Here is a 21,518-nt window from a genome sequence, read left to right as displayed (position 1 = left end):
GCGCGACCGGAGTGCACTTGCGATGAGGATCTACGAGGCGATCGTCAAGGGGTTGGAAAGTGCCGGTGTTGGCGCAGCATTTGGCGGCGCTGGGGAAAATGCCGCTGGTCTGATGCTGGCCCTTAAGCATTCAAAGCAGATCAGGCCAATCATCACACGCAATGAGCAGGCGGCGTCTTTTATGGCGTGTGGCTACGCGATGTATTCTGGCCATCTTGGCGTTTGCTTCGCGACAGCCGGCCCCGGTGCATTCAATCTTTTTTCGGGGTTGGCGGTCGCAATGTCCGATCCTATCCCGTGTTGGCGATCTCCGGTTTTTCGTCACTCAATTGGAAGGGCAAGGGCGCGTTGAACGAAACATCCGGCCTCAGTCGCACGCCTGATTCCCAGACGATGTTTGCCGCGACGACAAAGAAATCGTATCTCCTCGATGACGCTTCCGAGGTTTGCTATGTTCTGGAAGAAGCCGTCAATCTGGCTTTTGAGGGACGCCCAGGCCCTGTCCATATCCATGTTCCCGAGAACCTGACCGACCGGAGCGTTTCGGTACACAACTACCGGGATATAGACCTTCACATCAAAGCCGTGCTTCCCGAACCTGCGAGAGTCGAGGAGGTAAGCTCTCGGTTGATCAAGGCACTGTCCAAAGGCAAAAGGGTGCTGGCCCTTATTGGCTTCGGAGCAATACGCAGCAATGCGGGGCCGCAATTGCAGGCTCTTCTGGAACGCTACCAGATTCCCTTCGTCACCACACTGGACGGCAAGGGCATCATCGCGGAGCGCCATCCGCTTTCGATTGGCGTATTTTGCGACAGTGGTCACAAGGCCGCCCGGAAAGCCTTCCAGGAGGCCGATGTCATCCTTGCGGTTGGGAATTCCTTCGCCCAGCATGCAACATTCAATTTTCGCGAAGATCTTCTTAACGACAAGCAACTCATTCACATCAACATCGATGCGGGCGAGATTGATAAAGTCTACAAGTCGGATGCGGCTATCATAGCGGATGCGAGACTTGCCATAGAGGCGCTGCTGGACAGGATGTCTCCCTCACTCGATCCGCTGCCGCCGCGCGCGTTCAAGCGTTATGACTACAGCAAAGACAAAATTGTCGATCTGATCGGCAAGATCCACCCTGGCCAGATGGCGCAGGCGATCTCCAGGCGGCTCCCCGAGAATGCTATCGTGCTCGCCGATGCAGGCGCCCACTTGGCATGGCTCGCATATTATCTTGAGCTCACGCCAGATCAGCATTTCCGCAAGCCTGGCGGCTTTGGCCCCATGGCTGGCAGTGTCAATGGCGCACTTGGCGTCAAATGTGCTCATCCCGATAAACCCGTCATCGTTGGGTGCGGCGACGGGTGTTACCTGTTATCGGGTTTTGAACTCCTGACTGCCGTGCAATACGGCCTTCCCATTATCTGGATTATCTTCAACGACGGTGAGTTTAAACTCATCAAGATATATCAGATCGCGACGTATCGTGAATCCGGTCTGGTGGAGTTCAATAATCCTGACTATGTCGCTTACGCCAAAGCATGCGGTGCGATGGGTTTTCGCGTGGAGACGCTTAAGGAATTCGAGGTGGCTTTCGAGGCGGCGCTTGTCCTTAACAAACCCGTCATTATCGACGCCCATATCTCTCGTCTGGAGCTCCCCCACTACAGTTCATCGCCCGAGGGGGTGCTGGCAGGTTTGGTCGAAAGACTGGGCGAGAGGATCCATCGTGATTGAAGAGACTGTGTAGCCCGGTTCCAACCGATCGGGAGATTTTTGATTTATGCCGGGACTACGCATTTTCAGTTCGCTGCGTAATGCAAGGGGAAGTGAGACAATGTCGATGTGGCGTGAAGAGTATCAAGGCGATCCCGAGGCCGAACGGGTGATGTTCGAGCGCTTGGCGCAGGACATGATGGACGTCCAGCTGAAAACAAAGAAATACAGCAAAGCTCCCACCATTCAGCGGGCATTTCATAGCAAGGCAATCTTTTCGGCAATCGATGCCAAGCTGACGTTCCTGGATGATCTTCCGGCCGATTTGTGTGCGGGATTCGTGAAACCGGGGCAGTCCTACACGACCATTGTCCGTTTTTCGAATGCCAATGGATTTGGGCAAGCGGACTACAAGCCGGATATGCGTGGCGTCGCGCTTCGAATTCAGGTCTCTGAAAATGAACAGCATGACTTGCTGGCGACTAATTTCCCGGTTTCCCATGCCCGCAATGCGGAACAATTCGTGGCTTTTGCGAAGGCAACAGCGGGCAGCATCTTGAGCAAAGTTACCGGATTGGTGTGCCTGCTGTTCAAGTTCGGACCCTCCGAGGTCATACGCATGCTCCGCAATGTCACCGCGGCCCGCAAGCGCAAAGTCTCCAGTGTGGCCCTTGAGACGTATTGGAGCAGAGGGGCCATTCGCTGGGGCGAGACGCTCGCTGTGCGCTATTTGTTGCGGCCCGCTCCTGATGCACCTTCCGCACCCGAGCCCTCGGACAAAGACCCCGGCTACCTGTCGAACGAATTCGCCCGTCGCCTCGATCGTGGCGATGTTCATTTCGAGCTATGCATTCAGCCCTATGTCGATCCTACCAAGACCCCGATAGAAGATACTGCCATTGAATGGACGACCATTGCCTCGCCTCCGGTCAAGGTCGCGGATCTCATGATATCGAAGCCAAGCGCTGGGATTGCTGAAGCTTTCATCGACGCGAGGCTGATCGACGAGCTCGCCTTCAATCCCTGGAATACAACCGACGAGTTCCGCCCGCTAGGCAATCTCAACCGGGCAAGGAAGGCGGTCTACGATGCGAGCTCCGCTCATCGCCATATTTATCGCTGGCGGTCAGGGTTTCCATTTCGAAACCGTATTCTTGGCGGAGCCGCCCGGGCGGCCTTCACCGTCGTCAATCGCTACGTTGAATGGCACAGACTGTCGTTGCGCCTTAGCCTGCTTAACCTCGACGCTTTTCGCCATGTCTTGCGCAATAAGAACCTGATCGATACTGAAACTGGTGAAGCCCCGCCTGCGGCTCGGCCCGTACCGCCAACAGGCGTTGGAGAGGACGTTCGTCAGGCGCGGACCTATGACGGCAGCTTCAACGATCTGTCACAGCCAAAGATGGGAGCAATCGGCTCGGCTTTCGGTAGAAACCTGAAACCCAACTTTGCGCCGGACCTGTTTGACACACCCAATCCTGTGACGGTGGCCCGGGAACTTCTTCATCGTGACACATTCATTCCGGCTCGTTCACTGAATATCCTTGCTGCCGCATGGATCCAGTTCCAGGTCCACGATTGGGTCAACCATGCGCGCAATCCGCTGGGCAAAGACGACGTTGTTGTCCCGTTACCAAGAGGTATGACCTGGAAAAATTACGTTGGAGGTCCCGCCGAAGACGTCATGCGCATCGCGAGTAATGTGGCTGGGCGCGAGCAGGGGGATAATCGACCGCCCATCTATTTCGGCAACAACGCCTCGCAATGGTGGGATGGATCTGAGGTCTACGGCCCTGACAGTGTGAAAGCCGGATTGCTGCGCGATGGTCCAAAGCTCAAGCTGGTCGACGGGCATTTGCCCGTCGACGTTAAAGGCTTCGAGGTCACGGGCTTCAACGAAAGCTGGTGGTTGGGTCTCGGCGCGTTGCATACGCTGTTCGCGCGCGAGCACAATCTCCTGTGTGACGAACTCAGATCGAGATATCGCACCTGGGACGACGAACACATCTACCAGACTGCGCGCCTAATCGTTTCCGCGCTTATCGCCAAGATTCACACGGTCGAATGGACGCCGGCGATTCTTGCTACGAGGGCAATAGACGTTGGTCTTTCGAGCAATTGGAATGGACCTCCGGCGAATGACTGGCTGACAAAACTGGGCATCTGGCTGATTGACGCCCATGCCTTGACAGGAATTCCCAAGACATTGCCTGACCATCACGGGGCGCCATACTCACTGACAGAAGACTTCGTCACCGTGTACCGCATGCATCCGCTGCTGCCGGACGACTATTGTTTTTATGACCACACAACCGGGACCAAGATCGCGGAAAGAGGTTTTCTGGATATCCAGGGTGCGGCTGCAGATGACTGCATGAGGGCATTGGGTCTTCGGAATACACTATATTCGTTTGGGATTGCTCATCCCGGCGCCATCACACTCCATAATTTCCCCCGTTCGCTCCTTGCACTCGAACGCGACAACGAGATCATCGACCTTTCCGTTGTTGATCTGGTGCGAACGCGGCGCCGCGGCGTACCGCGTTACAATGACTTCCGCACTGGACTGCATCGGCCCCGGATCAAAAGCTGGGAAGAACTTGCAACGAGCCCCGAGGACGTGCGCCTGCTCAAGGAGATTTATGGCAGCATCGATCGCGTCGATACGGTCGTCGGACTGTTCGCTGAGCCAGCCCCCGCCGGGTTCGGCTTTAGCGACACTGCGTTCCGCATCTTTATCCTGATGGCGTCGCGGCGGCTGCAAAGCGACCGTTTCCTGACCGTTGATTTCCGGCCCGAAATCTATTCACCGTTCGGAATGGACTGGATCGCGAATAACGGCATGACCAGCGTCATCCTGCGTCACTGCCCCGATCTCGTCTCGGTTCTGCCCCGTACAGGCAGTGCTTTCGCGCCCTGGCGCCCAATCTTTCCGACCAGTAAGGGAGTTCCTCCAGAAAGACCATCATGACTGACGCACGTGAAACTGAGGATGCAACGGCCAGCGACTCTTCGGCAGCTTCCACTGGACACCCTGGGCTTGATGCCTTCCTTAAAAGGCCGCTGATCGATACGATCTGGCGACGTCGAACCCATCGTGTCAGCCAGGGAAGTTCGGTTTTGGCCGGCACAATGTCCTATGAGTCAACCCAGCCCCGCGAACCGCTATTAGAGTTGGAAGAGGCAGTCCTGATCGCCATGACAGGGTGCACCGGTCTGACAATGCCGGACCGCCCGTTCGAGGATCCGCAGACGCATCAGCCGATCATGGCCAAGCCGAACCTGAACATGTACGGGCGCACGGCGGGCAGCCCCGACAATGCACAAGGTACGCATTTCTTCCTGATAAACGATACCGGCACCTATTTTCTTCGCAACCTGCCTCCCCCGCAAGACGGTGAGACTGCTTTCAGCAAAGAACGGCTCATGCGGCGAGCTGGTGAAGCCAAGGTCCGAATCCTGGATCGCCGGCTGGATGTCGCTGAAGGCAAGCGCGATTTCCCGGCATATCTTGATTCCAATCGCTTCCTGTCGAACTTGCCGGGCACCACCGTGCTCCTTCCGGTGGTGGATCTGTCGCGGCAATATATCAACGGGCTGATGTACCTTCTAACTCAACCGGATGGTGCGAGGCCGGCGATCGTGGACGATCGTAACTTCTACCGTTCGGCGGGCGTGAAACGCTGGGTTGAGAAGGGTTTTCTCAACAAGGATCTGAAGGTACCACTTGGCGCCATCGGCTCGTTGCGCACACAGATCGAGGCAGATCTTTTGCTTCAGAATCTGTTTTTGGCCGCCGATGCGATGGGGCTTGGGGGCTGGATCCATGCTTCCATCAGCCCACCAGTGCTCATCGGCGATCCCAAGTTCACAAAAGACTATGGTTCGATGCTGGGATTTGACGTTGTTACGCCGCGCTGGCGCATCATGGACCTGCTACGCTGGCACGTGCCATTGCCGCGATTTTCAAACGTGCGAAGCAACCCGATTGGTCTGCGATACAAGGGAGAATACCTGATCAAGGGCATGTCGCCGCCATATTACGATCTCGATGGCAGATGCCGTACAGGCTGTCATCATGGACAAGTTTGGAGACAGGGGTCTTTATGTGGACAAATCATTGTTCTCCAGGATTTACAAGGGCAGCTACGGTGATCGTTATCTGGCCGAGGCCGCAGTCTACAGCCCGCAAGTGATCGATTGCGTGCAAGACATCTGCACATATATCTATGACACCCATGGCCGGTTCCCGGCCCATTGCGACGCTATTCATATACCTGGTGTTTGGCTGCAGGTTCATCATGTCGATATAGAATATTATGAGCGCTTCTTCCGTAACGGGCTGACGGATGCACACTATAATCATCACCGGGACTGGCATTAGCAAACCATATCCCGGTGCGTACATCGATCGGCGGTTCCTGATAGCTCTGGCAAAACAAAGTCGATCAGGTTATGTTTTCATTTGTGCAGGTATAGGTCTCATGGCCCCGCTCTTTGCACGGTGCCACTGGTGCCTTTCCCGCTCCGAACGAGATTGGGAGAATTGTTCATGGCACAATTTCATGTGATAGCTGGTGCAAGTGAAACAAGCGTCTATCCTGACGTGCGTCGAATTAGCGTAGCAGATGTTTTTGCCGCGCTTCGCGAAGGGCTGGACGACTTTTGGGAAAAGCCCTCACATTATGTTTTTCTCTGCCTGATTTATCCAATTGCCGGGCTGGTTCTCGCGCGTTGGACTTCGGGAGCCAATTTATTACCGCTTTTATTTCCACTGATGTCTGGCTTTGCTCTGATAGGGCCTTTCGCCGCGCTCGGCCTTTATGAGATCAGCAGGCGGCGGGAACTCAACCTCGATACGTCGTGGAAACATGCCCTGGAAGTCAGGCAATCGCCGGCTATACCTTCCATCGTGGCCGTTGGCGTTATGCTGTTTTTATTCTTCATTGCATGGATACTGACCGCTCAAGCACTGTACACCAATCTTTTCGGCCCGCAGGCGCCGGAATCCATCAGCGCCTTCATGGATCAGGTCTTCAACACCCCCGAAGGGCAGAGAATGATCATCCTCGGAAATGCGATTGGCTTCGTCTTCGCTGTCATCGTGCTTTGCACAACCGTCATCGCGTTTCCGCTTCTGCTCGACCGCGACGTCGGGGCGTTAGCGGCTGTCGTCACTTCAATCAAAGCCGTTCTGGTTAATCCTGTTGAAATGGCACTCTGGGGTTTGATCGTTGCTGCACTTCTGCTGGTTGGCTTTCTGACACTATTCGTCGGTCTGGCTATCTTCATACCAGTGCTGGGACATGCGACATGGCATCTCTATCGCAAGGTTGTTGTACCTCTGCCACGCGAAGCTGCAAACCAGCCCAGGTAACCATTTGCCAGAAGATAGAATCGGCGCGGCTGCAAATGCCGCGCCGTTATGTATCTATGGAGCTGCGCCGAAGGAAGCCAACCGTGTGAAGAGCGTGTAATTCGCCTCCGAAACCATCATTGCCACGAAGACGAGCACCAATATAGGCGGCAGCAGTACGGCGTATACAAGAGCCAGTCTTTCCCAAGCCATGTGCATGAAAATCGCAACGATTAAGCCTGCCTTCAAGACCATGAAGAGGAGTATCAATGTCCATCTGAGATAGCCCTGCACGTGGAGATAATCTACCAGATATGAAAAAAGGCTAAGAACGAACAGCAAACCCCAGACGACGAGGTAGAGCTTGATCGGATGTTGCTGATGTTCCGTGTGCGTTGCAGTTTGTGCCATAGCGTGACCTCACCACAGGTAGAAGAAAGCGAAGATGAAGACCCAGACCAGGTCGACGAAATGCCAGTAAAGGCCAGTGATTTCCACGATTTCGTAATTGCCCTTTCTGCTCGTGAAAAAGCCGCGCCTCTCCTGGTCGAAATCTCCACGCCAGACCTTGCGGGCAATGATGATCAGGAAAATGACGCCGAACGTCACATGGGTTCCGTGGAAGCCGGTGATCATGAAAAAGGTCGAGCCGAATTGTGCGGCGCCCCATGGGTTCTCCCACGGGCGGACACCTTCCGAAATCAGTTTGGTCCACTCGAACGCCTGCATTCCAACAAATGTTGCGCCAAACAGAGCCGTCAACAGCATGAGCGCAGCCGTTTTGCGGCGATCGCGCCTGTAGCCAAAATTGACAGCCATCGCCATCGTCCCGCTGCTGCTGATGAGCACGAAAGTCATGATCGCAATAAGGATAAGTGGCACTTCCTGTCCGCCGATATTCAGTGCGAAGACTTCGCTTGGATTGGGCCAGGGCACCGTCGTGGACATTCGGGCGGTCATATAGGCAAGAAGAAAACATCCAAAGATGAAGGTGTCGCTGAGGAGGAATATCCACATCATGGCTTTGCCCCAGGAAACGTTTTTGAACGTCCGCTGGTCCGAGGCCCAGTCTGCGGCAAAGCCACTTAATCCTGATGGCCGCGGGAGGGCAGGGGTGGCACTGGGCTTTGTTTTGGCGGATTCATGCATCGTCACACCCCTACGTTAGCAATTGCCGGCAGATATCGACAAAATCATTCGCCCAACCCGCGAACAGGGCAAAAAGGATCAGCCAGACGAGCAGCATGAAATGCCAATACATGGCACAAAGCTCGACGCTCAAGCGCACCCGGTCCGGCCGGGCGCCTTCCCATGCCTTCAGTGTCGTGCGGCAGAGAGCAACGAGACCGCCCACAATATGAAGGCCATGCATGCCGGTGATCAGATAGAAGAAACTGTTCGCTGGATTGTCGGCGAGCACATAACCGGCCAGCGCCAATTCGCGCCACGCGAAGACCTGTCCGACGAGAAAAACCACACCTGTCACAAGGCCCGCCAGAAGAGCGATCTTCATGACCTCGGTCTGATTTTTATGGGCTTCTATTTTCGCCCACTGCAAAGCGATACTGCTTACCATCAACACGGCCGTATTAACCCAAAGCAGCCCGGGGATAGGAATTGCCCACCAATCCTCGACGCCCATCCGCATGAAATAAGCGCTGATGAAAAGCGTGAACAAAGCGCCGACGACGGCCAGAAAGACGCCAAGACCTATTTTGGCGGTTGCTATAGGGGATCTGTCATAGCGGGGGGCATCGCCACCATTCCCAACCTCGAGCCAAGGCTTCGAGGTCAGGCGTTGCTGGGCCATCCACCACGTTATGACAACGGCAATCCCGGCCAAGAAAATCAGCATGGCGCTCATGACGCATTTTCCATGGATAGCCGGTCGGGGTTGGGCTGGTTCTGTGGAATGAAATCCTGCGGAGCACCGGGGACACTGTAATCATAGGCCCAGCGATAGACCACCGGAAGTTCCTTGCCCCAGTTGCCATGGGGCGGTGGGGTTGTGGGGGTCTGCCATTCGAGGGTCGTCGCTCGCCATGGATTGCCGCCCGCTTCCTTGCCGTGCCGCAGGCTCCAGACCAGATTAAACAGGAACAACATTTGCGCTGCACCCACCGTCAGCGCCATTAGCGTGATGAATACATTCAGATCATGAGCCGATGGGGGGTTCACTGCCGACTCGCCCAGTTCATAATAGCGCCGGGGTGCTCCGAGCAGACCCAGATAATGCATGGGGAAGAAGATGAGATAAGCACCAAGGAACGTGACCCAGAAATGGATCCGTCCCATGATCTCGTCCAGCATGCGTCCCGTGATCTTGGGAAACCAGTGATAGATGGCACCGAATATGACCATAATTGGTGCGACGCCCATCACCATGTGAAAATGCGCGACAACAAACATCGTATCGGAAAGCGGGACGTCGACCACCACGTTGCCGAGAAACAGCCCCGTCAGGCCGCCATTGACGAATGTAACGATGAAACCAAGGGCAAACAGCATTGGGATGGTGAGATGGATATCACCGCGCCACAGTGTGAGCACCCAATTATAAACCTTGATAGCGGTTGGAACTGCGATGATCAGTGTCGTGGTTGCGAAGAAGAATCCGAAGTTCGGGTTCATGCCGCTGACATACATGTGATGCGCCCAGACGATGAAACTCAGCGCACCAATGATGACGATTGCCCACACCATCATGCGGTAGCCAAAGATATTTTTTCGTGCGTGAGTGCTGATCAGATCGGAGACAATGCCGAAGGCCGGCAGAGCGACGATGTAGACTTCGGGATGGCCGAAGAACCAGAACAGGTGCTGGAAGAGAATTGGGCTGCCACCGCCATGCTGTAGTTGTGTGCCCATTTCAACAATCGCCGGCATGAAAAAGCTGGTGCCGAGAACAAGGTCGAAAAGCATCATGACCGAGGCAACAAACAGGGCTGGGAAGGCCAATAGCGCCATGACCGTTGCGGTAAAGATGCCCCAAATCGTCAAGGGCATGCGCATCAGGGTCATCCCGCGCGCACGGCCTTGCAAGACTGTGACCACGTAGTTCAACCCGCCCATGGTAAAGCCGATAATGAACAGGATGAGTGAAACCAGCATCAGGATGATGCCGCCACTCTGACCGCCCGGCGTGCCGGAAAGTATGGCTTGAGGTGGATACAGCGTCCAGCCGGCGCCTGTCGGGCCGCCTGGCACAAAAAAGCCCGCAGCCAGAACGAGCACTGCAAGGAGATAAAGCCAGTAACTCAGCATGTTTGCATAAGGGAACACCATGTCCCGCGCACCCAGCATCAACGGGATCAGGTAATTGCCGAACCCACCCAGAAACAGTGCAGTCAGAAGGTAAATCACCATGATCATGCCGTGCATGGTGATGAACTGGTAATAGCGGTCAGCGTCGATGAAGGTGAAATAACCAGGGAAACCCAACTGCAATCGCATCAACCACGACAACACAAGCGCCACAAGTCCGATCGATATCGCGGTTAGCGAATACTGGATGGCTATGACCTTTGCGTCCTGACTGAAGACATAGGTCGTCCACCAGCTGTGCGGGTGGTAAAGCTCGACATCTTCGACTTCCGCTGCCGGGACGGTGTCGTCAATGCTGGATGGAATGTTGACCATCAATAGCCTCCCTGTTGTCTCGGTCGCTCCTCCTCCCGAGGAACGATGTCACTCAATTCGTCGTCTGCACTTCCCCCGCCATCATTTGCGTGAATGTCTGCTGTTGCTGCAGCCAATTCTGGTAGTCGGCTTCCGTGTCGACGACGACGGTTCCGCGCATCTGGGGGTGGCCAACGCCGCATAGTTCTGCGCAAAGAACCTCGAAGGTCCCTGTTCGTGTGGGTGTAAACCAGAAATAGGTGACCATGCCTGGAACCATGTCCATCTTGGCTCGGAATTCAGGCACATAGAAGTCGTGCAACACATCGATCGAGCGCAGCAGCATCTTAACCGGCTTCCCGACCGGTACGTGCAGTTCGCCGCCCGATATGATGACATCATCAAGTCCGGCGGCGTCATTCTTGTTTAGTCCCAAAGGGTTCTCAGTGCTGACATCGCGGGTCTCTGACGTCCCCAGCTTTCCATTGGCTCCGGGAAGGCGATAACTCCACAGCCATTGCTGCCCGACCACTTCGACCTCGGTTGCATCGCTGGGAACCGTTACAAACTGGTTCCAAACGAACAGGCCAGGCGCCAGCATGGCGACGACCCCAATGGTGGTTACCGTGGCAAGCCAGAACTCCAGTTTTCTGTTTTCTGGTTCATAATGAGCACGGTTACCTGGCTTGTGCCGAAAGCGGAAAACGCAATAGGCAACAAACAACACCACTGCGGTGAACACAAATCCCGTGATCCAGAATGTAATGATGATTGTGTTATCGATGTAATGCCAGTTTGACGCGATCGGCGTCCACCACCATGGACTCAGCAAATGAAACAGAACTGACGCAAACGCTACTAGAACCAGAATAAGTACGACAGCCATTCCTTGTCCCCTCCCTGCCGCAATCGGCTGTGGACATGAACTTGCAATCTGTAGAAACTCGAGCCTAACATTGCACGAAGAAGAAAAACAGGCAATCGGGCTGGAAGACGCATAAGATCTACCCGTTATCCTCTGCAATCATCCGTTTGCAGCGCGTAAGACATCCTCTGACTGGACTTCATGCAAGGCAGTATTTGTTGCTGCTTTCAGGACATCGATAAACGCCCGCAGATTGGCAGGGACCTGCCGGCGGCTGGGATGAAACAGGTAGAAGCCGGGAAAGGGAGGTGACCATTCCTGGAGCAGCGGGACAAGCCTCCCGCTTGCAATATCATCCTGCATCCATTCTTCCATCCACAGTGTGATCCCCATGCCGTCGCGCGCGGCACGAAGAGCCACGCCGCAGTCATTGACCGTGAGTGAACCTTTCACCGCAACTTCGAACCATTTTCCGTCCTTCGCGAATTCCCAGTTATAAAGCGTCTCGCGGCCCGGTTGCTTCCAGGTAATGCAAGAATGATGCTGCAAATCGCCGGGCGTCTGCGGCACGCCATTTCTGCGAAGATAATCTGGAGTCGCGACGGCAACTTGGCGCAAATCGGGGCCGACCCGGATAGCAATCATGTCCTTCTCGATATATTCGCCAAGCCGAATACCGGCATCAAAACCACGCGCAAATATGTCATCAATAGCTTCGTCGCTTATGAGCTCAAGATTGATATCCGGGTAGAGTTCCTGGAAACGAGGCAGGATCGGTTGAATGAGGTAGTTGATGGCCATATGCTGTGCACAGATGCGGAGGGTGCCGAACGGCTTGTCACGCAGGTTACCGATCTCCTCGAGTGCAGCATCAAATTCGTCGAACAACGGCAGGATCCTGTCGAGCAAATGACTGCCGGCTTCAGTCAGTGTCACGCTGCGGGTGGTCCTGTTGAACAGCCGGACCCCGAGCCGCTTCTCGAGATCGCGAATGATCTGACTCAATGCCGATGGCGAGACACCTATATCCCTTGCCGTACCGGAAAAGCTTCGGTATTTGGCAATCGCCGCAAAGGCCTTGAGACTGGAAAACTCGCTGCCGCGCATTCTGCACCTTCTTCTTAAAGACACTTCCGAATTATAATCAATTAATTAAACTATAATCCAACTCAATATTGAGAGGAAGAGAACAACGCGGCTCGGCGCGAGCTGGTGAAAAATTACGTGGGACTATGCTTATCTTTAACGTCTAAAAGTCTGTTTCATTTGCCTGGATGTAAACTCTGTGATTAATTTGTATTGGAATACTATATTTTGTTTGAAATGCGGGGCCAAAATCCAAAGCCGTAAGAATTCGGATTGTGATTCTGGTGTCTGATTGGCGTGTGAGCGTTACTTGAAGCCGCGCGATACAACTATCGCGCCGTTTGCTGGGGGCGGGACATGGCTGAAGCAACAAGCGCACGGCGTGTGCTGGTCAAGACTACGGCAGTGATTGCTGGCCAGCGCTTGGCTCTCGGTACCGCAAAAACGGCTTTCACGGTCGAACCACTTTTTCAAAGCATAGGCCATGAGGCTGCTTTGGGTCTCTCGGCCGGTGCGACATGGCACGTCCTTTCAGCACCAGACGATGATGGTACGAATCCTTGGGATATCTGTTATTCCCTGCTTTCCAGCGGACTGGGCGTGACCGGCGGTTCAGTAGAATTCGCTGAGCCGGATCTGCAGCAGCGTTGGTTGATCGGGGATGAGAAAGCCCTGGGCATCGGATTGACGGCGGGATGCGATCGGGCCAGTCCGCAAAGCTCGAACTATCCACGCGACGCAGATAATTTCTGGCTGAGGAAGCGCAGCCATTCCCAGTTTGATGATGCACTTGCAGAGGTGGGGCAGCCTGGCAATCGAAATCGGGTGCAGATCGCCCATTTGGATACCGGATATGATCCGGGGCATCGCAGTCTGCCTGCTCATATGAATTTACGCCTCCAACGGAATTTTGTCGAGGCAGACCGGCCAAACGATGCGACAGACACCACATCGGAAACGGCGTTATCAAATCCCGGTCACGGAACGGGTACGTTGAGCATCCTTGCAGGCAAGGCTTTTGGCTCGACGTCAACGATCGGATGTGCACCGAACGCAGAGGTGGTGCCTGTTCGCGTGGCCAATAGCGTTGTTCTGTTCTCCAATAGCTCGATCGCCAAGGCAATGGATTACATTCACGGCCTATGTACCAATCCAGCGACCCGTGTTCACGTCATTACGATGAGCATGGGAGGGCTGGCTTCGCGGGCATGGGCGGACGCCGTCAACGCTCTTTATGATCGCGGCGTGTTCATTGTTGCGGCTGCAGGCAACAACTTTGCAAATTTGCCCACGCGCAACATTGTCTATCCAGCGAGGTTCAATCGGGTCGTTGCAGCCTGTGGTGTGATGGCAAATCACGCGCCTTACGCCGATTTGCCGGCGGCGATTATGGCAGGCAATTACGGACCCGCCTCAAAGATGGAGACCGCCCTCGCGGCTTGTACTCCGAACACGCCCTGGGCTCGAAAAGGCTGTCCAGCCATTGTCGACTTTGATGGAAATGGCACGTCATCGGCCACGCCGCAGGTGGCTGCGTCTGCAGCGCTCTGGATTCAGGACAATATGACCAAACTTGCTGCGTATCGCGAGGACTGGATGCGGGCGGAAGCAGTCCGTCAGGCCTTGTTCCTATCAGCCCGGACAGGCGGGGATCTGCGCCGTCTCGGACGCGGTGAACTCCAGGCGCTCGCCGCCTTGGACATTCTGCCAGCAAGAGCATCGGATCTCGTGAAGGCGCCTGTCGATAGTGCCAGTTTCTCCATTTTGAATGTGCTGACCGGAGTGGATTTTGGGGCAGCATCCGAGCCGGGCCGTCAAATGCTCGAGCTTGAGGCGCTTCAGCTGTCCCAAACAGCGGGGGTGGAGGCGGTGCTTCCTGATCCCTCCATCGATCCGCAATCGCTTAGCGCAAAGGACAAGCTGAATATTGCAGAAGCACTGTTGGCCCAGCCGGGCATCTCGCGAACATTGCGCGACACACTGGCAGGCGCGATGCATACCTCGGTACCCGTGACGTCGCTTCCGGTCGCCGAAGATGCAGTAACCCGGTTTCACCTTAAAGCTGCCATGGATCCGGACGTGCCTGCCCCGATGCGCCGGCGCCTGCGTGTCTTTGCCTTCGACCCGTCGCTTGCAACGGACCCTGACACCGTCGCAATAAATCAGGCGACTTTGGACGTTAAGTGGGAGCCGGGCCTGAATCCTGGACCTGTGGGCGAGTATATTGAAGTGATCGATATAGACCCGGCCAGTCGCTGCGCCTACGCCCCCGTGGATCTGAACCACAGGCATCTCCTGCCGCAGGACGGGCTGGCTCCATCGGAAGGCAACCCGCAGTTTCATCAGCAGATGAGCTACGCAGTCGCGATGAGGACTATCGAATATTTTGAACGCGCGCTTGGACGATCAGCCCTTTGGTCGCCGCGTTTAACAGTAACGGCTGGCAAATTGCATCAGCAATATGTCCAGCGTCTGCGGATCTATCCGCATGCGACCCGCGCTCGAAACGCGTTCTACAGCCCGGATCGAAAGGCCCTCCTTCTCGGCTACTTTACCGCCGCCGAGAAAACGGCGGGCCTGGGACTTCCTCACGGGGTTGTTTTCACAGCTCTGTCCCATGACGTTATTGCCCACGAGACGACGCACGCCCTGTTGGATGGTCTGCATACACGTTTTCGCGAACCAACCAATCCGGATGTGTTGGCTTTTCACGAAGCATTCGCGGATATCGTAGCCCTGTTCCAGCACTTCACCCTGCCAGAGGCACTGCGTCATCAGATCAGCCGGACCCGAGGTGACCTAAGCCAAGAGAATCTGCTTGCCGAACTTGCCATTGAATTTGGCCAGGCTGTGAGTGGTGGCTACGGGGCGCTCCGGGACGCCATAGGAACACGTGACAAGGACGATAAGTGGGTAGCCAGGAAACCCCAGCACACGGATTATGATGCCAGCAAGGAACCGCACGCCCTTGGGGCCGTGTTGGTGTCTGCGGTCTTCGCTGCTTTCCTCTCGATCTACAAAGCAAGGATGGCGGATCTGGTAAGGTTGGCAACACAGGGTACCGGCGTTTTGCCGCCAGGCGATATCCCAATCGATCTTGCCAACCGCATGGCGGACGAAGCGAGTAAGGTGGCGGGGCAAGTTCTGAAAATGTGCATACGGGCACTGGATTATTGTCCGCCTGTGGACATCACCTTCGGTGATTACCTGCGGGCACTCATAACGGCCGATCGCGACCTCGTGCCGGATGATCCCCGGGGTTATCGCGTGGCCTTTGTGGCGGCCTTCCGGGACCGGGGCATCTATCCGTCGGGTGTCCGGCATCTGTCTCCAGGCAATCTTGTCTGGGAGTCGCCACCGCTTCCTCTGAGAAATCTTTCAGAGATCGTTGCACGAATGAAGCTGACTTGGAATCTGGACAGCGATCGGCGATCCGCCTACGAGGTGTCACAGAAGAATGCTGCAACTTTTCACGCCTGGCTTGTTTCTCCCAAGCAGGTTTCAGATGATGAACTTGCGGTGCTCGGATTAGTGCGGCGAAGCCAGCCCATGACGATCGGAAATATCAAAGGCACCATACGGGGCATAGAGGTTCATTCCGTGCGCCCTGCACGGCGCATTGGCCCCGATGGCCAGAGCCGAACGGATCTCGTTGTCGAGATCACTCAGACTTTCAAGCCGGATGCAGACCAAGGCGGACTCTATCGTGGTGGTTGCACGCTTATCATAGATCTTGAGACGAATACTGTCCGCTATTGCATCAGGAAACGCGTTACGAGTGCCCAGCGATTGAACCAGCAAGCTGCATTTCGCATGCAACAAGACTTCGGCCTGAGGCTGCAATACTTCAGTGAGTCTCCAGCGGGCAATGAACCTTTTGCATTGCTGCACGGTGCATTGGGGGGCAAGGGTGGCTAAGAGGAAGAGAATTGCCAAATCCCAAGCGTCCGGCGCGGGTAAGGATCATCGAGCTACGGTCCGTATGTACAGGCAGGGCATGGGGGACTGTTTCCTGATCACAATCCCGCGCAAGAATAAAAAGCCATTCCGAATCCTTATCGATTGCGGTGTCATTCTCGGCACCAGCGATGCGGCCGGGAAAATGATCCGGGTTGCCAAGGATGTCGCCAAGGAAGCCGAAGGGCACATTGATATTCTCTTGGCTACGCACCAGCATTGGGATCACCTCTCCGGGTTTGTCCAAGCTTTTGAAATGTTCGCGACGTTGACGGTAGATCAGGTCTGGGTTGCATGGACCGAGGATCCGGATGACGTTCTCGCCGGCGAACTGCGGCAGGAACGTGTTCAGGCAATTGCAGCTCTCAAATTGAGTGCCGCAGCAATGACGATGGCTGGCGATGAGGCTGGTGCGGGTGAGATTGGCGATCTGCTCGGATTTTTCGGTGCGGCAGGGGGTGCATGCACTCAAGATGCATTGAATGCTGTCATGAAAATGGGAAAAGTGCGCTACTGCCGTGCGACGGACGATCCCGTCCCTCTTTCAGATACGGACGTCAGGCTTTATATCCTGGGGCCGCCCCATGATCCCAAGCAGATACGGAAAACTCTCCCATCGTCGCGCGATCCAGAGACATATGGTGTTGCCGCGCATCAACTTGGCGCAAGCGTGTCAGCGGCGCTCAACCCTGATGACAACAGCACGCCGTTCAGTGATATCCGATCAATCCCTCTTTCAATCACAGAGGGAATGGATTTCTTTCGAAAGTGGTATTGGGGACCGGGCGACAGCGCGCCCGACTGGCGCAGGATCGACACGGCATGGCTTGATGGGGCTTCGGAGCTTGCCCTGGCTCTTGACAGTGCAACGAACAACACAAGTCTTGTGCTTGCGATCGAACTTTCGGACGGCGATGTCTTGTTGTTTGTGGCGGACGCGCAAGTTGGCAACTGGCTGTCATGGCGGGAACTCAGTTGGGAGGTGGAAGGCAGGAAAGTCACCGGGCCGGATCTGCTCGCGCGAACCGTTTTCTACAAGGTCGGACACCATGGAAGTCATAATGCGGCGCTGCGCGCGGATGGCCTTGAGCTAATGAAGAATTTGTCGATCGCAGCCATTCCGGTCGACCATGCTATGGCTATTAAGAAGCGATGGGGCAAGATACCGCTTCCGGAATTGGTGGCAGCACTTGAACGTGCGGCCAAGGATGGTGTTATCCGTATCGACGAAACCCCCGATCCGCCACTTCGAAACGTTACGGCAACGGATTTGTACTTTGACATTTCGTTTTGATTTGCCCGCCGGAACCTGTATCTTTAGCGTGAAACACCTTGCCACAGCCAAATCGCAATTGAACCAGCGCGCCCGCGGATGTTCGTTTCCAAGGGGCCGCTAAGCGTACCCGATTGGAATGGCGAGGAGCGGTGTCCGACCGCCTGAAGCATTTCTTCACTCAAGGCGAGCTCTGCCCCGTGACCCGCGGCGACTTCCATCAAGCGGCTCGCGACGTTCACTGTGTCACCAGTGGCTGTAATCTGCTGGCGGCTGCCGCCACCAAGCCTTGACGCTACGACAGTTCCAAAATGCGCGCCTACCTTGAAGCCGATCTCGCGGCGAGATCGATGTGGGCAGCGACGCAAGCCAATCCCTGGTACTGTGGCAAAGACCCACGCAACAGCGCGCAGCGTTGAAGGCGTCGTCGATGCCCGGCTCCGGTAGGCCGAAGAGGATCATTGCGCCATCGCCCATGAAGCTGGTGATGATCCCTCCGCACGCCGCAACCTCTTCGTCCACGACTTTATAGAAACCGTTCAACAGCTCGCGTGTCGGGTTCGGCCCCAATGTCTCACTCAACCCGGTAAATCCGGAGAGATCTATAAAGACAACGGCTGCATCCTGTCGGACAGGTTCTGCCAGAAATCCGGGGTTTCGAGCGAGCCATTTGCCAAGGCCGGGCGCTTGAATCTGCTGCAAGAGCGCGCTTTGTCTGGCAAAATGCTGCGCTCGGCGTTTTCCAAGCCACAGCTGAACGGCTCCGAAGATGACCGCTGGCGGGATCGCGGCGGTCATTGGCACTGCTGCACTGAGCCAGATGCCGTTTACAAAGGCGGCCATGTTGATGGCAAGCCAGGCCAGAATCGTACATGCGATCATCACCAGACCGATGACGTTGCGTCGCCAGGCCAACAGTGCGACGAGGACCAGCGGCAGCCCCACAGCCACGCCGGCGTCCACAAGACGAACGCTCCGGTCGCGGACAATCCCGTCGCCATTCATTAAATGCGATATCGCCGTGGAAATGACCTCGACGCCGGGGAGTACCGGATCAAAGGGCGTTGGAAACACGTCGCCCCCGGCAGTTACCGTTGTTCCCAGGACAACAATTTGGCCCTCAATACTATCGCGGCTCAGTTTCCCGTTCAGGACATCCGCAGCGCTGAACGTCCGAATCGTGCTTCTGGTACCGTAGAATATAAGAGGCAAGGCCTGACCGGTGTCGGTCCGTATCGTCTGTTCCCCAAGCAAGATGCGGCCCGGCTCGATGGTGGGCTCGACTCCTTCGCCAAAGAGACAACCCGCAGCGGAAACGATGCCTCTATGTGGTCTCCGCTTTTGAATAGCATCGGAACGAGTCGAGGGGTGCCGTTGCGATCGGTCGAAACATTTACCACGCCAACCGCCGCTGCATCGACGAACGGTTTCATTGGAAGCAAAAATCGTTCGGCGCTTGGGACGCTGCTGAGCGGATCGTCCGGGTTTGTTTCAATCCGCTGTTGGCCCTCGGGAAAGACGGCGGCAGCCGCGAGCACATTGGTGCTTCGGCCGAGTGACAGTGCCAACGCCCGGTCCCCGTCCTCCGGTCCTGGATCCACGAGCAGAAGATCGATCCCGATAACCTTCGGATTCAGGTCTGTGATCTTGTCGATCAGCCGCGCGAGTGTGGCCCGCGCGAGCGGGTAGCTGCCCTCCTGGCGCACCACCTCGTCGTCGATAGCTACAATGGTCACGGTTCCGGGTGCCGGCTTCTGCCCGCGAATTGCGGTACGAAGATCGGTCATTGTGGCTTCGACCCGGTCGACCAACCACACGTCGCCTTGCATATGCGCAAGGCCGATGCCAGCCCCCCAGAGGCCTGCGAGTATCAGTGCGATCAGCGTCTGGAACGCTCGTCGGCTCATTTGGCTTACTGACCGAAGCGCGCCATCAGTGCTGAAACGCGGGCACGCGGCCACCGCTTGACTGTCAGAGCCCCCGTTCCTTCTTCAACGTCAACACCTTCGCCGGGATTGAGCACCACCCCGGCACTTCCCGTGGGCCTCCGAACGGCAACGGCACCCCTGACAACAAATACCGATGTCTTGCCCGCCGCGACATCCACTGCCCATTTGGTGCCTCGCACAGCGGCGATGGCTTGCGGTGTGCTTACCTGGAAACCGGTTCCAGACGACCCTGCGGGAAATTCCAGCAACAGGGCCTTGCTCTGCAGCCTGGCTGCGTCCGCTTTGCCGTCCCTGTTACGGTCCACGAGCGTAAAGCGGGCTCCGCTTTCGGCGACGATTGTCAGTCCGCCCTGACAGCGCAGGAGTTGACGGGAGGTGCCGCCTACGGGCTGCAACGCACAGCCGGATTTGGGAGACTGGGCGAAGGCAGCGCCCATGCAGAATGTAAATGCCAGTAACGCAGGCGCCACGCCGCGGAAAATTGTGCCCATCAATGCCATGGAGTTGCTCCTTGATCATGCAACGCTTACCGCGAGCCGGTTCAATATAGCCAGGTTGCGGCATCGCGTCCGTTATTTTACGGCCGAGGCGGAAGTTCAACGCATTGGGATGCAAGCTTCAAGTTCCCTATTTGAACTAGGTCAGGACATTCCTGTTGCCTCTGAGCCTTTGCAGGTGACGTGTCCAATGTGCGCAAGGTCGGAAGGCATTCCCACATGGCGCAACGGACCTCTATCGAAGTGTGGCGGCTGAATCGGGATAGAGCTTTTCAAAGAATGGCAGGCACTGCGCGCCCTTGCGATTAAGAAAATCCTGGAAAGCACGCATCGCCGGCGAGAGGACCCGGTCGGTGCGCACGACCGAAAACCACTGCCTGCGGATAGGCATGCCGATCACATCGAGCATCACCAGCTTGCCGACCTCGAGCTCCAGGGCAATTGTGTGGGCCGAGATGAACGCAATGCCAAGCCCTGCCATGACAGCCTGTTTGATGGTTTCATTGGACGACATTTCCGTTCCGAGATCATCGAGACGCCCCGGCAACTCACTCAGGAAAATCTCCAATGATATGCGTGTTCCGGAACCGGGCTCGCGAACGAGAAAATGCTCCTGGGCGATACGCTCCTTGCTGATGTCCCGGCATTTGGCAAGTGGATGGTCGGGTGCCGCAATCATGACGAGTGGATGATCACCAAAGACGGAAGAGCGAAGCGGAATATCCTTCGGAGGGCGGCCCATCAATGCGATATCAACCTCATGGCTCTTCAAGCTGGCAATCGTCTCGGCCCTGTTGCCGATCGCGAGCTTGATGGCTATGTCCGGATGTTCCTTCCTGAATGTCGCCATCAGTTGCGGGGCAAAGTATTTGGCTGTCGAGACGACGCCCAAAGTCAGACTGCCGACGCGCAGCCCTTTGATTGCGTCGATCTCATCGTCGAGCAATCGCAGCCGTTCCTCGATCATCTGCGCCGCGTCGAGAAAAGCCAGGCCGGCGACGGTCGGTCGTAGACCCCCGTTCGTTCGATCGAACAGGATGATGTTTGCGTCGTCTTCGATGAGCTTGAGCTGGATCGTTACCGCCGGTGGCGTCAGGCCCAAAGAATTGGCGGCAGCGGCAATCGTACCGTGCTTCATAATGGCCTGGACTGCCCGGAGCTGTTTCAAATTGAGATTGCGCATGGCTTAAGTTAAAATAATTTAGCC

16 protein-coding genes and 1 pseudogene are annotated in these 21,518 nt (G+C 55.9%); 8 read left to right on the top strand and 9 right to left on the bottom strand.

Annotation, left to right across the window (positions count from 1 at the left end; genetic code table 11):
• The first annotated feature begins 22 nt into the window (after positions 1-22).
• The 6 genes from N8E89_RS27410 (at position 23) to N8E89_RS27385 (ending at position 7,087) form a co-directional block, all read left to right on the top strand.
• Positions 23-352 (top strand): thiamine pyrophosphate-binding protein, encoded by a 330-nt coding sequence (locus N8E89_RS27410; RefSeq protein WP_262263664.1) that lies wholly within the window; start codon positions 23-25, stop codon positions 350-352.
• Positions 349-1,731 carry a thiamine pyrophosphate-binding protein gene (locus N8E89_RS27405; protein WP_410010483.1) on the top strand — a complete coding sequence of 461 codons (1,383 nt, stop codon included), beginning with the start codon at positions 349-351 and terminating at the stop codon, positions 1,729-1,731. The genes N8E89_RS27410 and N8E89_RS27405 overlap by 4 nt, the downstream gene beginning before the upstream one ends.
• Before the next feature lie 100 nt (positions 1,732-1,831).
• On the top strand, positions 1,832-4,681 hold the full coding sequence (locus tag N8E89_RS27400; RefSeq protein WP_262263662.1) for a peroxidase family protein: 2,850 nt from the start codon (positions 1,832-1,834) through the stop codon (positions 4,679-4,681).
• A gap of 296 nt (positions 4,682-4,977) precedes the next feature.
• Complete coding sequence (locus tag N8E89_RS27395; protein WP_262263661.1) at positions 4,978-5,865, top strand: hypothetical protein; 888 nt, start codon at positions 4,978-4,980, stop codon at positions 5,863-5,865.
• A complete protein-coding gene (locus N8E89_RS27390; protein WP_262263660.1) occupies positions 5,831-6,094 on the top strand; it encodes a hypothetical protein in 264 nt (87 codons plus the stop codon). The genes N8E89_RS27395 and N8E89_RS27390 overlap by 35 nt, the downstream gene beginning before the upstream one ends.
• A 168-nt stretch (positions 6,095-6,262) precedes the next feature.
• Positions 6,263-7,087 carry a DUF2189 domain-containing protein gene (locus N8E89_RS27385; RefSeq protein WP_262263659.1) on the top strand — a complete coding sequence of 275 codons (825 nt, stop codon included), beginning with the start codon at positions 6,263-6,265 and terminating at the stop codon, positions 7,085-7,087.
• Between the two features lie 54 nt (positions 7,088-7,141).
• On the opposite strand, the gene N8E89_RS27380 is transcribed toward N8E89_RS27385, so the two are convergent.
• From N8E89_RS27380 to N8E89_RS27355, 6 genes are all read right to left on the bottom strand, one after another.
• Positions 7,142-7,477 (bottom strand): cytochrome C oxidase subunit IV family protein, encoded by a 336-nt coding sequence (locus tag N8E89_RS27380; RefSeq protein WP_106665606.1) that lies wholly within the window; start codon positions 7,475-7,477, stop codon positions 7,142-7,144.
• Between the two features lie 9 nt (positions 7,478-7,486).
• Positions 7,487-8,215, bottom strand: coding sequence for a heme-copper oxidase subunit III family protein (locus N8E89_RS27375; protein WP_106665607.1), 729 nt, complete (start codon positions 8,213-8,215; stop codon positions 7,487-7,489).
• 10 nt (positions 8,216-8,225) lie between these two features.
• Positions 8,226-8,930, bottom strand: coding sequence for a cytochrome c oxidase subunit 3 (locus tag N8E89_RS27370; RefSeq protein WP_262263658.1), 705 nt, complete (start codon positions 8,928-8,930; stop codon positions 8,226-8,228).
• A complete protein-coding gene (gene ctaD / locus N8E89_RS27365) occupies positions 8,927-10,705 on the bottom strand; it encodes a cytochrome c oxidase subunit I (RefSeq protein WP_262263657.1) in 1,779 nt (592 codons plus the stop codon). Before ctaD ends, N8E89_RS27370 begins: the two co-directional genes overlap by 4 nt.
• 52 nt (positions 10,706-10,757) lie before the next feature.
• On the bottom strand, positions 10,758-11,570 hold the full coding sequence (locus tag N8E89_RS27360; protein ID WP_262263656.1) for a cytochrome c oxidase subunit II: 813 nt from the start codon (positions 11,568-11,570) through the stop codon (positions 10,758-10,760).
• Positions 11,571-11,708: 138 nt separating this feature from the next.
• Positions 11,709-12,656 (bottom strand): LysR family transcriptional regulator, encoded by a 948-nt coding sequence (locus N8E89_RS27355; RefSeq protein WP_262263655.1) that lies wholly within the window; start codon positions 12,654-12,656, stop codon positions 11,709-11,711.
• A gap of 336 nt (positions 12,657-12,992) precedes the next feature.
• On the opposite strand from N8E89_RS27355, the gene N8E89_RS27350 reads away from it, so the two are divergent.
• Positions 12,993-16,553, top strand: a complete 3,561-nt coding sequence (locus tag N8E89_RS27350; RefSeq protein WP_262263653.1) for a S8 family serine peptidase — start codon at positions 12,993-12,995, stop codon at positions 16,551-16,553.
• Positions 16,546-17,886: a ComEC/Rec2 family competence protein gene (locus N8E89_RS27345; RefSeq protein WP_262263652.1), complete on the top strand. Its 1,341-nt coding sequence runs from the start codon at positions 16,546-16,548 to the stop codon at positions 17,884-17,886. Before N8E89_RS27350 ends, N8E89_RS27345 begins: the two co-directional genes overlap by 8 nt.
• A gap of 23 nt (positions 17,887-17,909) precedes the next feature.
• Here N8E89_RS27345 and N8E89_RS27340 read toward each other — a convergent pair.
• The 3 genes and pseudogenes from N8E89_RS27340 to N8E89_RS27330 all read right to left on the bottom strand — a co-directional run bounded on the left by N8E89_RS27340 (position 17,910) and on the right by N8E89_RS27330 (position 21,494).
• Positions 17,910-19,772: pseudogene (locus N8E89_RS27340) on the bottom strand (CHASE2 domain-containing protein).
• 5 nt (positions 19,773-19,777) lie between these two features.
• On the bottom strand, positions 19,778-20,305 hold the full coding sequence (locus N8E89_RS27335; protein ID WP_262263707.1) for a FecR domain-containing protein: 528 nt from the start codon (positions 20,303-20,305) through the stop codon (positions 19,778-19,780).
• Positions 20,306-20,546: 241 nt separating this feature from the next.
• Positions 20,547-21,494 carry a LysR family transcriptional regulator gene (locus N8E89_RS27330; protein ID WP_262263651.1) on the bottom strand — a complete coding sequence of 316 codons (948 nt, stop codon included), beginning with the start codon at positions 21,492-21,494 and terminating at the stop codon, positions 20,547-20,549.
• Positions 21,495-21,518: the final 24 nt, after the last annotated feature.

This window comes from Phyllobacterium sp. A18/5-2, from assembly GCF_025452215.1.
GTDB classification, from domain to species: domain Bacteria; phylum Pseudomonadota; class Alphaproteobacteria; order Rhizobiales; family Rhizobiaceae; genus Phyllobacterium; species Phyllobacterium sophorae.
This window is presented reverse-complemented; position numbering and strand designations above follow the sequence as displayed.